Raw genomic sequence first — 12,402 nt, 5'->3', positions numbered from 1 at the left:
CCCCCACCCCCGCAGCCCCGATCATCAGCATCTCCGACAGTGAATTGCTGGGGTTGCAGAACCGGCTCAACAACCTCAAGCAGCAGGTGTCCCAGGCGAGCAACTACACCCAGCTGGAAAGCTCACAGGACCTGGTGCAAGAACTGATTCAGGAAATTGAAAGCCTGTCCACATCGCTGCTGCCCGGACAGGCGCAGTTGCAGGCACAACTCAACGTGCTGGGGCCAGTGCCGCTTGCCGAGAACGCCCAGGCGACCACTGCCATTACCACCCAGCGAGACACCCTCAGCGAGCAGAAAAGCAAGATCGACGGTCAACTCAAGACCCTCGCCGCGCTGAAAATCAGCGCCGCCGAGCTGATCACCCAGATCGCCGGTATTCGTCGTACCCTGCTGGAAGCGGAAGTGACCCAGCAGACCAACAGCATCCTGCACCCGGCCTTCTGGTCGCCCATGTTCAATCTTCCGTACGATGACCGCCAACGTTTCAATACGCTCATCGAGCAACTCGAGGTCATGCACCGGGCCGCCTGGCAACCCGGACAACGCGGGATCACCGCCACCCTGCTCGTGCTCGCCCTGCTCTTCTGGACCGTGGGGAGAAAGCTCGCCGGCCGGTTTCTGGCATGGTTGTGCCTCCATCGAATGCCTGAAGGCCGGTTACGCCGCAGCTCCCTTGCGCTGGCTTCGGTGGTGGCGACGGTGCTGAGCGCCGGCATCGCCCTGCAACTGCTGCAGCTTGCCGGAACCCGTCAATTGCCCTACACCCCGCTGTTGACCGATCTGGCGCAGTATCTGGAAAAGCTCGCCTATACCTGCGTGCTGATCACCGGATTGAGCCGCGCAATGCTGTCGACCAAACACCCTTCATGGCGCTTGCCGGATATTTCCGATCAAGTGGCGCTGGTGATGGAGCCCTATCCCAGGTTGCTGGCCAGCCTGCTGCTGGTGCTGGTAACCCTGGTGCAGATGAGCAATGTCACCGGCATGAGCACCGAAGTGGTGTTGTTCGGACGGGGCATCGTCGCGTTGGTCGTGGCACTGGTGATCGGTGCGCTGTTGTTGCGTGTCAGCAAGACGCGCCGCGCCCTGATAGTGGCCGGAGAAACCCCCGAAGGCGTCACCACCTTCGCCGGCCTGATCTACACGTTTACCGGCGCTGCCGTGGTGGTGTCGCTGTTCGCCCTGGTGACCGGGTACGTGACGATGGCCCGGTTCATCACCTACGAACTGGTGTGGATATTCATCATCTTTGCCGGTTTCTACTTGCTCACACAGGTTTACCAGGACACCTGCGACTACGTATTTTCGCCCCGCCAACCCGCCGGCAAGGCCATCAAGCAGCTGCTGGGCATCGGCAATCCGCGCCTCGAGCAGATCTGCACCGTGTTGTCCGGGTCAGGCCGCGCCATTCTCATGCTGATCGGCGTCATCGCCCTGTTCGTCGGCGGCGTGGGGACAACGCTCGGGCAACTGGTCACCGGCACCGTAGCCATCCTCGGCGGTGAAGGGCTGCGCAAGCTGAACATCGTCCCGAACAACTTGATGCATGCCGTCCTGACACTGATGATCGGTGTCTACCTGATTCGCACGCTGCGCCGCTGGCTGGACCGCGAATTCCTGCCGAAAACCGAGATGGACCCGGGCATGTGCGCCTCGCTGAGCACCCTGTTCGCCAACATCGGCTACGTCTCGGTGGTGCTGCTCACGCTGTCGTCGCTGGGGATCAAGTGGACCAATCTGGCCTGGATCGTCAGCGCCCTGTCGGTGGGCATCGGCTTCGGCCTTCAGGAAATCGTGAAGAATTTCATCTCCGGCCTGATCCTGCTGACCGAGCGCCCGGTGAAGGTCGGCGACCTGATCAGCATCAGTGGCGTGGAAGGCGATATACGACGGATCAACGTGCGGGCCACGGAAATACAACTGGCCGACCGCTCGATCATGATCGTGCCCAACTCGCACCTGATTTCCCAGAACCTGCGCAACGTCACCCTCGGCGGCAGCGCTCAGGGTGTGGTGATTCTCGAACTCATGTTCCCGCTGGATATCGATCCGGAACTGGTGCAAAACCTACTGATGGACAGCTACACCGGGCATGAATCCATCCTGGACAAACCAGCGCCCTTCCTGCGCTTCAGTCAGCTGAAACCGGAAGGCATCACCCTGACCATCACCGGTTATGTCGGCAGCCCGCGCACCGTCGGCGCGATCAAAAGCCAGTTGCTGTTCGAGATTCTCAAGCGGCTGGGTGCCGCGGGGATTGAACTGGCGAAACCGCCGGCAGCGTGATTGTGGGCACATTCAACATCCTATAGCGCCTGACACGCAGCCATCGCGGGCAAGCCCGCTCCCACAGGCTTCAGCGGCTGTACGCAAAATCTGCGTACCACCCAAATCACTGTGGGAGCGGGCTTGCCCGCGAAGAGGCCGGTACATCCAACATCGATGCTGCCTGACACGCCGCCATCGCGAGCATGCTCGCTCCTACAGGGGATCGCCGCCAGACACAAACCCCGAAAACGCCCAATAAATTCTGTAGGAGCGGGTGCCCGCTCCCACAGGTGGATCAATGAGCGATACACACCGACTTGAGTTCGGTGTAAGCCTCGATCACCGCACGGCCAAACTCGCGGCCCATGCCCGATTGCTTGACGCCACCGAATGGCATCGCCGGGTCGAGCAGTACGTGGGCGTTGACCCAGACCGTACCGGCTTCGATGCGCGGCACCAGGTTCATCGCCTTGCCCAGGTCGTTGGTCCACAGGCTGGCCGCCAGGCCGTAGCGGTTGTCGTTGGCCAGTTCGATCACGGCGTCTTCGTCGTCGAACGGCATCACGCCCAGTACCGGGCCGAACACTTCTTCGCGGGCCACGGCCATGCTGTGGTCGATGTCCGCCAGAATGGTCGGCTGCACGAAGAAACCGTCGCCTTGCAACAACTCACCGCCCGTCACCACGCGCGCGCCTTCCTTGCGAGCCAGTTCGATGTGCTTGAGCACGCTTTGCTGTTGCTTGCGCGACACCAGCGGGTTGATCGCCGCGTCGCAGTTCATGCCGGCGCCAATCGGCATCGCCGCCACGGCGGCCGCCAGGGCTTCGACGAACTTGTCGTGGATCGAGCGGTGTACGTAGAAGCGCGAAGCCGCAGCGCAGACCTGGCCGTTGTTCAGCAGGCCGCCGAGGATCGCGCCTTGCACGGCTTTTTCGATGTCGGCATCGGCAAGCACGATCATCGGGTTCTTGCCGCCCAGTTCCAGGGAGAAGCGCGTCATGTTTTCCATGCACGCCACGCCGACGCTCTTGCCCACGGCGGTGGAACCGGTGAACGACACCTTGCTCACCAACGGATGCGAGGTCAGCACGCCACCGACCGAAGCACCACCACCGGTGACCACGTTGAACACACCGGCCGGAATGCCGGCTTCCAGCGCCAGCTCAGCCAGGCGCATGGCGGTCAGCGGGGTTTCCATCGCCGGCTTGATGATCACCGTGCAACCGGTGGCCAGGGCCGGCATCAGCTTCCAGGCGGCGATCAGCAGCGGGAAGTTCCACGGCACGATGCCGACCACCACGCCCACCGGCTCACGCTTGGTGAACGCGGTGAACTTCGCACCCGGTGGCAGCGGGATCGACACATCGAAGGTCTGGCCTTCGATCTTGGTCGCCCAACCGGACATGTAGCGCATGAATTCCACGGTGGCGTTCAGGTCCAGCGCACGGGCCATGTTGATCGACTTGCCCTGGCTCAGGGTTTCCAGCTGGGCCAGCTCTTCGGCGTGCTCTTCGACCAGGCGGGTGAAGTTCAGCAGGATTCGTTCACGGTCGGCCGGACGCAGGCTCGACCACACGCCGGACTTGAACGCCTTGTGCGACGACTGTACGGCGCGCTCGACGATGTCCAACGGTGCATCCAGGGTTTCGCACAGGGTTTGCCCGGTGGCCGGATTGACCACGGCGATGCTGTCGCCCTCGGCAAACACCCACTGGCCATCAATGAAGCAGCCGTGGCGACGTTCGAGGAATGCGGCAACCTGGGGCAGGATTTCAACGTTGCTCATAATTCACCTTTCATTCAGACGGGTTGTTCAGGCGCATATCCGGCCTGATCAGTGTTGTTCTTTGAGGAAGCACGCGACCGCCTGGCGGTCGTCGGCGGACGCCAGGCCCATGTACGGCATGTAGGTGCCCGGCACGAAGGCCTGGGGCTGGGTGATCAATTGCGTGATGGTCTCGGCTTGCCAGTCGACGTCTTTGTCACGCATGGCCTGGGAGTAGCTGAAGCCCGCCAGCGAGCCGGACTTGCGCCCGTACACGCCGAACAGGTTCGGCCCCATCATGCCGGTCGTGCCCTTGCTCACCGCATGGCAGACGCTGCACTCAGTGGCAAACACTTGCGCACCACGCTGTGTGTCCGGGGCGCAGTCGGCGGCGTAAACCGCCTGAGCGAGGGTGAAGGACAGCAAACCGATGAGGGATAAACGCAACGAAGTGGACATAAGGAAACGACCTTGGCAATCCGGGCGTGCGCCAGCAGGCGAACGCCAATACTGAAAATGCCGAGGCAACGGTGCTTCGGCAGGTTGGGAGGGATTGTCGGTGGTCGTCGGCACGCAGGTTTTGCCCTGCGTGCCAGTTGTGTTGGCCGGCCTGCCAAACCGGGCAATCTGGCATGCACAACCAACTAATTGGCAAACAGGGAAAAGGGCAAAAAAAAGTCGCGCCTTAGTATCCGCACAGACCGCAAACCTGCGCTCAAGAACAAGAACGGATGCCACACCATGCTCAAGTCCCCCCTGCTTCGTCTCTCGACGCTCGCACTGATGATCAGTGCAGGCAATGCCGGTGCCTATGAACTCTATGCCGATGACGACAGCCACCTGAACGCTACCCTCGAAGCCGTGTTCGGCATTTTCCACAGCCAGGAAAACTACGCCCCGTCCGGCCGCCTGAGTGAAGGCAGCTCGTCGTGGCGCGAGGGCTACATCAAATATGGCTTGAGCTTCGACCAGGGCCTGGGCGGTGTGGGTACCGCGTATGGCGCAGGGAATATGCTCAGCTCCGGCACCTGGGGCGACGGCGATGCCGCCGGCTTCAGCGATGGCTCGGAACGCACCACCAAGTTCGAAGACGCCTACCTCGGCTGGCGCTCGGCCGACCTGTTCAGCGCACTGGGCAACGACGGCATCGACCTGTCCTTCGGTCGCCAGAACATCGTGGTCGGTGATGGTTTCCTGATCGATGGCGACGCCTTGAACATTGGCAAGGGCCTGGCCGATGGCGAATTCAACCGTGGCGGCGCCTACTATCTGGCGGCACGCAAAGCCTTCGACGAAACCGCCGTGCTGCGCCTGGGCGGCAAGGAAGGCTGGCGCAGTGACCTGATGTGGCTCAAATCCGACAACCGCGCCCAGGCCAAGACCGAAATGTACGTCGGTACCCTGGAGCACGTGGCCGAGGCCGGCACGGTTGGCCTGACCTTCATCAAGACCACCGATATCGACGAGCAGTACGCTTCGCCGATCCAGCTCGAACGCGATGGCATAAAGACCTACAGCCTGCGGGCAACGGGCAACGCCGGGGTGAAAGACCTGTTCCTGTCCGGTGAGTACGCCAAGCAGGACAAACCCAACACCTCCAGCGAAGACGCCTGGTACCTGGAAGCCGGCTGGACCTTCTCCGACGCGCTCTGGACGCCTAGCGCCAGCTACCGCTACAGCCGCTTCTCGGAAAACTACGACACCCTGTTCTACGGTTTCAGCCGTGGCTACGGCACCTGGTTCCAGGGCGAGGTCGCGGGCAACTACGCCGGGCCGTTCAACAGCAACTCGCGCATCCAGAACGTCACGCTCAAAGCCTCGCCGCTGGAGAACCTCAGCGTCGGCGCGATGTACTTCAACTTCGACACCATCGACCGCAACCTGGGCAACACCGATGGCCACGAAGTCGACCTGTATGCCGAGTGGCACGTCAACGACCACCTGACCGTGATGCCGCTGGTGGGCATCTACCAACCGGACAAGAGCGCCGAAAACGGCGGCACCCAACTGGGTAACAACGACAAGAACGTCTACACCCAGGTGGTGTTCGCCACCGGTTTCTAATCTCGGCCGCGGGCAGTGGCCAGGCCATTGCCCGCGTGGAAAAAGGTATTTCCAATGCACAGAACACTCTTGACGATCCAGAGCAAGATCGCCCTCCTCGCCGGCCTCTGCCTGCTGCTGGTCGTCGGTTTGTTGATGGGGTTGTCGCTCTACCAGACCCACAAGAGCAGCCAGCAAGTGGCCCGGGCGAGTGGCGACATGCTCGCCAATGCAGCCGGGGAACACATGCAGGCCCTGGGCAAAGTGCAGGCCATGCAAGTGCAACGCACCTTCATGCAGACCCACGAATACGGCCAGGGATTATCGCGCTACCTGTTGTACTTGCGACAGCTGCAACGACAGGGCAGCCTGACCCGCCACCAACTGCGCCAGGAGCTGAGTACCCAGCTGCACCAGGCCTTGATCGACAAGCCCGACCTGCTCGGGCTTTATGTCATTTTCGAACCCGGCGGACTCGACGGCGCCGACGCCGACTTTGCCAACCAGGCGGAACTTGGCAGCAATGAAACCGGGCGCTTCGCCCTCTATTGGGTGCAGGCCAAACCGGGCGAACTGCAAGCGGTGATCGGCGATGAAGGCCTGCTCGCCAACACCGAGCCGGGCCCCAGCGGTGCACCGTACAACGCCTTCTACACCTGTGCTCGCGACACCGGCCGGGCCTGCGTGCTGGAGCCGTATTTCGATGAGGCCTCCGGCAGCCGCAAACTGGTGACCAGCGTGGCGTTCCCATTGCTGGAGAACGGCAAAGTCATCGCGGTGGTCGGGCTGGACATCAACCTCGCCGCCCTGCAACACAACAGTGAGGCCAGCGCCCGTGAGCTGTTCGATGGCAACGGCCAGATCAGCATCGTCAGCCCGCGCGGGGTGATTTCCGCCAATAGCCAGGACGTCGGTCGCCTCGGCCAACCGGTGGACAACGCCGAGGTGATGGACAGCCTGCGCCAGGGCCAGCCCAAGGTGTTTGTCGACGCCCGGCAAATCAGGGTACTTGAACCGCTGTCACCGATTGCCGGTGCCGCGCCATGGGGCGTGTTGGTCGGTGTGCCGCAGAGCGTGTTGCTGGCGCCCGTGACCACGCTGCAAAACGAACTCGATGCCCAGGGCGCGCAAAGCACCGCACTGGAACTGCTGCTCGGTGGCGGCTCGGCCCTGCTCGGCCTGCTGTTGATCTGGTACACGGCGCTGCGCATCACCCGGCCGCTGCAGGTACTGACCCGGGTCATGGAGGACATCTCCCTGGGCGAAGGCGACCTGACCCGACGCCTGCAAGTGCAATCGCGGGATGAAATCGGCCAGTTGGCCACCGCCTTCAACCGCTTTGTCGAGCGCATCCACCATTCGATCCGCGAGGTGTCGTCTGCCGCCCTGGGCGTTAATGAAGGCGCGCGGCGCGTGCTGGATGCATCGCACTCCTCGATGGGCAATTTCGACGATCAAGCCACCCGTACCCACAGCGTGGCGGCGGCGATCAACCAGCTTGGCGCGGCGGCGCAAGAGATCGCTCATAACGCCTCGGATGCCTCGCAACAGGCATCGTCTGCCCGGCAGCAAGCCGAGGATGGGCGTCAGGTGGTGCAGCGCACGATCGAGGTGATGAACGAACTGTCCGGCAAGATCAGTGCCTCGTGCGTCAACATCGAAGTGCTCAACGACAAGACCGTGAACATCGGGCAGATCCTCGAAGTGATCAAGGGCATCTCCCAGCAGACCAACCTGCTGGCGCTCAACGCCGCGATCGAAGCGGCGCGGGCCGGTGAAGCGGGCCGTGGGTTTGCGGTGGTGGCGGACGAAGTGCGCAGCCTGGCCGGACGCACCCAGGCCTCGGCACTGGAGATCCAGCAGATGATCGAGGAACTGCAAGTGGGCGCACGGGAATCGGTCTGGACCATGACCGAGAGCCAGCGCCACAGCGAAGAAAGCGTCACCATCGCCAACCTCGCCGGCTCCCGCCTGGGCAGCGTGACCCAGCGCATCGGCGAGATCGACAACGTCAACCAGTCCGTCGCCGCCGCCACCGAGGAACAGACCGCCGTGGTCGAAGCCTTGAACGTCGACATCACCCGGATCAACACCCTGAACCGGCAAGGGGTGGAGAATCTGCAATCGACATTGCGCGCCTGTACCGAACTGGAGCAGCAGGCCGGGCGGTTGAATCAGTTGGTGGGGAGCTTTCGGATCTGAGATTTGCGTTGCCTTATACACCGCTTTCGTCGGTGATCCCTGTAGGAGCGAGCATGCTCGCGATGGCGGCGTGTCAGTCAGCGTTGTAGCGACTGCCAGATCGCTTTCGCGAGCATGCTCGCTCCTACAGGTCTGTGCCTCCTTCTCCTCAAATCTGGCACCCACAACCAACCACATGGCATGGGCACACACCTATCGCGCCATACCCCGGGCGTAGTATCGAAACCGACCATCAGGGCACGACCCGCTCCGGGGTGCCCTGCAATGCAACGCTGAACCCCTCCATTTCTCACTAAAACAATAAATCGGCCTTCGGGTCGCGGGAGACTTCTGTGCTGAAGAAAAGTGCGCTGGGCTGGCCAAAGATCGCCGGCCTCGGAATTGCGTTGGTGGTGGCCGGGCAGTTTTCCGGCTGGAACTTCGGGCTGGCGGCAGGCGGCTGGTTGAACATGCTGATCGCCACATTATTGATGGCCTTGCTCTGTGGTGGCCTGGCGTTATGCGTGGCGGAACTGTCCACCGCATTGCCCAGCGCTGGCGGTGTATTCGTCTATGCGCAAAGCGCCTTCGGGCCGTTCGTGGGTTATCTGGTCGGCGTCGCCTGTGCCCTGGCGCTGACCGTCGGCACCGGCGCGGCGGCAACATTCATCTGCGCCTATACCGAATCGATTTTCGGCCTCGGCGGCTGGCCGGTGAAGATCGCCCTGTTCGCGGTGATCATCGGCATCCACATGCGCGGTGTCGGTGAGGCCATGGGCCTGACCTTCATCGCCGGCATCATCGCCGTAGTCGCCCTGCTCACATTCGGCGTTGCCATGGCCCCCCATGTCGAATTGGCCAATCTGCTGAAACTGCCCGCCAACGTTGAAACGCCGGTGAGCCTGGGCGGCATCTTCGCCTGTGTGCCATTCGCGATCTGGCTGTTCATCACCGTCGAACAAACCGGCTCGGCCGCCGAGGAAGCCCACAACCCCGGCCGCACCATGCCACGGGGCATTCTGGCGGCGATCGGCACTTTGCTGGTGACGGCGCTGGTGGTACTGGTGTGCGCACCAGGCGCCGGTGGCGTCGAACTGGTGGGTTCGGCGGGGGATCCGCTGTACGCGGCGATGTCCAGCAACAGCGCCTTCGGCGACGGCTCATGGCTGGCCAGGGTGATTGGCTGCGGCGCGGTGTTCGGCTTGATCGCGACCTTCTTTTCCCTGGTCTACGCCGCTTCCCGTCAACTGTTCGCCATGGCCCGCGACGGCCTGTTCCCGCAATGGCTGGGCAAGACCGGCAAACGCGGCACGCCCTGGCCGGCGCTGTTGCTGATCGCTGCCATCGGCCTGCCGTTGTCGGAAGTGGACCCGGCCACGGTGATGCTCGCGGTCGTGCTGCTGCTCAACGTCTGCTACCTGTTCATCTTCGGCGCCTACCTGCACATCAAACGCAAGCAGCCGGACCTGCCACGGCCGTTCACCCTGATCGGCGGCAAGCTGGTTGCGTGGCTGGGCCTGGCCCTGACGCTGGTGGTGATCGCCGCCTGCTTCCAGCGCGACATGCTGATGCTGATCGCCCTCGCCGTGACCTTCACCCTGTGCATTTTCAACTACCTGCTGCGCAACCGTCGCACCGCCGTCATCGAGGTTCCGGACCATGCCTGAAGAGACTCTCCTGCAACGCCGTCATCGCGTGCTTGGCAGCGCCTCGCCGCTGTTCTACGACAAACCCCTGCACCTGGTGCGTGGCGAAGGTGTCTGGCTGTTTGACGTCGAGGGTCGCCGCTACCTCGACGTCTACAACAACGTGCCCTGCGTCGGCCACTGCAACCCCCACGTGACCGAGGCCATGCACCGCCAGGCGACCACGCTGAACATCCACACCCGCTACCTGGATGAGCACGTGGTGCGCTACGCCGAGCGCCTGACCGCAACCTTTGGCGAGCCGCTGGACACCGCCATGTTCACCTGCACCGGCAGCGAGGCCAATGAGCTGGCGCTGCGCCTGGCACGCTTCGCCAGCGGCGGCACCGGCATCATCGTCAGTGACTACAACTACCACGGCAACTCGGCCTCGCTGGCCGAAGTCACCACCGCCCTGCCCTCGCCGGAGCCCTTCGCCGCCCATGCCCGGGCCGTGCCGATTCCGTGCCTGTACCACGCACCGGCCGGCACCACCGAGGCGCAACTGGCCGAGCAGTACGCGGCCAATATCGCCGCGGCGATTGCCTCGATGCAGGCCCAGGGCATTCGCCCCGCCGCACTGCTGATCGACACCCTGTTCGCCAATGAAGGTCTGCCCCGGGTGCCGGCCAGCTTCGTCAACAAGGCAGCAAAGCTGATCCGCGCAGCGGGCGGTCTGTTCATTGCCGACGAAGTGCAGTCCGGTTTCGGTCGCACCGGCGATCACCTGTGGGGCCATCAGGCCCACGGCGTGGTGCCGGACATCGTCACCCTCGGCAAACCGATGGGTAACGGCTATCCCCTGGCCGGGCTGATCACCCACAAGGCGTTGGTCGAATCCTTCGGCCGCCACGCCATGTACTTCAACACCTTCGGTGGCTCGCCCGTGGCGGCGGCGGTCGGCATGGCGGTGCTGGATGTGATCGAAGATCAGCAACTGCTGAAAAACGCCCAAAGCGTCGGCGCCTATGTGCAGCAACGCCTGCAAGCGTTGGCCGCCAGGCACTCGATCATCGGCGATGTGCGCGGCAAGGGACTGTTCTTCGCCATGGAACTGGTGCGTGACCACGCCAGCAAGGAGCCGGCCGGGCTGGAGGCGCGCAAGGTGGTGAACGACATGCGCGAGAACGGTGTGCTGATCAGCAAGATCGGCGCCGGCGACAACATTCTCAAACTGCGTCCGCCGCTGGTGTTCGGCCGCGATCACGCGGACCTGTTCGTAGACACGCTGGATAACGCGCTCAGCGCGATTTGAGGCCCTGCCATGACTGAATTCCACACGCTCCCCTACGACCAGCAAGTCGCCCGCCTGCATGATTTGGCACGCCACGCCCTGCAACAGTGGGAAGGCGACTTCGCTGACATCGAACTGGTGAAATTCCGCGAGAACGCGGTGTTCTCGGCCCACCGCCACGATGGTCAGCGGGTAGCCCTGCGTATCCATCGCAATGGCTATCACTGCGAAGCGGCGCTGCGCTCCGAGCTGCAATGGATGGAGGCGCTGGCCAGTGCCGGCATTACCGTGCCGCACATCATCCGCGCGCAAAACGAACGCCATCTGATCGAAGTCACCCACCAGGCCATCGGCGAGCCACGTCACATCGACATGCTCGCCTGGCTACCCGGTGCCACTGCAGGCACCTCCGAGGCGGGTGTGCAGGCCGATACCGAAATCGATTTTCTGTTCAGTGAAGCCGGTGCGATTGCCGCACGGATTCATCTGCATTCGGCCCAGTGGCAACAGCCGGACGAGTTTGTCCGGCATGCCTGGGACGAGGAAGGCCTGATTGGCGCCAACCCGTTCTGGGGTCGTTTCTGGGAGCTGGAACAGCTCAGCGATGAGCAGCGGGATCTGCTGCAACTGGCGCGGCGCAAGGCACGCAAGGACCTGCGCCAGTACGGTCGGCACCTGGGCAACTTCGGCATGATCCACGCCGACCTGGTGCCGGAAAACCTGCTGATCGAAGGCCCGCGCCTGCGCCTGATCGACTTCGACGATGCCGGGTTCGGCTGGCACATGTTCGAATTGGCCACGGCGCTGTACTTCTGCCTGGATGACCCGCGCTATGAACAGATCAAGGCGGCGCTGCTCGATGGCTACGACGCGGTCAAGCCACTGACCGAGGCCGATCGCAAGACCCTGGCGATGTTCCTGATGCTGCGCGGTACGACGTACCTGGGCTGGATTCACACCCGCCAGGGCACGCCGACAGCGATTGAAATGGCGCCGATGCTGATTGAGCGGGCTTGCTTGTTGGCTCGGGAGTATTTGCAGGCTTGATATACCGCTATCGCGAGCATGCTCGCTCCTACAGGTTGATCCCGGCCGGGCAAAAATCCTGCACTCACTGAAGATCTACTAATGAAATGGCTACCCCCGCCGCACCCCCTGTGATCGCTCACTAAGCTTTCACAGGGGGCTAATCGGAGATCATTGCCATGAACAACGTTGCTATCG

General features: G+C 62.9%; 8 protein-coding genes and 1 pseudogene. 7 read left to right on the top strand and 2 right to left on the bottom strand.

Going from position 1 to position 12,402, the window contains the following annotated elements:
• On the top strand, positions 1 to 2,288 hold a 2,288-nt coding region (locus CAG47_RS27350), incomplete at its 5' end, for a DUF3772 domain-containing protein (protein WP_143515944.1).
• A gap of 277 nt (positions 2,289 to 2,565) precedes the next feature.
• Here the strand turns inward: CAG47_RS27350 and CAG47_RS27345 are convergent.
• Together CAG47_RS27345 and CAG47_RS27340 are read right to left on the bottom strand one after the other, a co-directional pair.
• Positions 2,566 to 4,056 carry an aldehyde dehydrogenase family protein gene (locus CAG47_RS27345; RefSeq protein WP_085729403.1) on the bottom strand — a complete coding sequence of 497 codons (1,491 nt, stop codon included), beginning with the start codon at positions 4,054 to 4,056 and terminating at the stop codon, positions 2,566 to 2,568.
• Between the two features lie 48 nt (positions 4,057 to 4,104).
• The gene (locus CAG47_RS27340) at positions 4,105 to 4,494 is read right to left on the bottom strand and encodes a c-type cytochrome (protein ID WP_085729402.1); all 390 of its coding nucleotides are present in this window, start codon (positions 4,492 to 4,494) and stop codon (positions 4,105 to 4,107) included.
• Between the two features lie 282 nt (positions 4,495 to 4,776).
• On the opposite strand from CAG47_RS27340, the gene CAG47_RS27335 reads away from it, so the two are divergent.
• From CAG47_RS27335 to CAG47_RS27315, 6 genes and pseudogenes are all read left to right on the top strand, one after another.
• The gene (locus CAG47_RS27335) at positions 4,777 to 6,099 is read left to right on the top strand and encodes a hypothetical protein (RefSeq protein WP_085729401.1); all 1,323 of its coding nucleotides are present in this window, start codon (positions 4,777 to 4,779) and stop codon (positions 6,097 to 6,099) included.
• A gap of 54 nt (positions 6,100 to 6,153) precedes the next feature.
• A pseudogene (locus CAG47_RS29520) lies at positions 6,154 to 6,879 on the top strand (cache domain-containing protein); the annotation flags it as partial.
• A 147-nt stretch (positions 6,880 to 7,026) separates the two neighbouring features.
• On the top strand, positions 7,027 to 8,280 hold the full coding sequence (locus CAG47_RS29515) for a methyl-accepting chemotaxis protein (protein ID WP_371917252.1): 1,254 nt from the start codon (positions 7,027 to 7,029) through the stop codon (positions 8,278 to 8,280).
• A gap of 332 nt (positions 8,281 to 8,612) precedes the next feature.
• Positions 8,613 to 9,926 carry an amino acid permease gene (locus tag CAG47_RS27325; RefSeq protein WP_085729399.1) on the top strand — a complete coding sequence of 438 codons (1,314 nt, stop codon included), beginning with the start codon at positions 8,613 to 8,615 and terminating at the stop codon, positions 9,924 to 9,926.
• The gene (locus tag CAG47_RS27320; RefSeq protein ID WP_085729398.1) at positions 9,919 to 11,199 is read left to right on the top strand and encodes an aspartate aminotransferase family protein; all 1,281 of its coding nucleotides are present in this window, start codon (positions 9,919 to 9,921) and stop codon (positions 11,197 to 11,199) included. The genes CAG47_RS27325 and CAG47_RS27320 overlap by 8 nt, the downstream gene beginning before the upstream one ends.
• Positions 11,200 to 11,208: 9 nt before the next feature.
• Positions 11,209 to 12,225: a phosphotransferase enzyme family protein gene (locus CAG47_RS27315; RefSeq protein ID WP_085729397.1), complete on the top strand. Its 1,017-nt coding sequence runs from the start codon at positions 11,209 to 11,211 to the stop codon at positions 12,223 to 12,225.
• Positions 12,226 to 12,402: the final 177 nt, after the last annotated feature.

It is taken from the genome of Pseudomonas sp. R37(2017) (assembly GCF_002113375.1).
Taxonomy (GTDB): Bacteria; Pseudomonadota; Gammaproteobacteria; order Pseudomonadales; family Pseudomonadaceae; genus Aquipseudomonas.
This window is presented reverse-complemented; position numbering and strand designations above follow the sequence as displayed.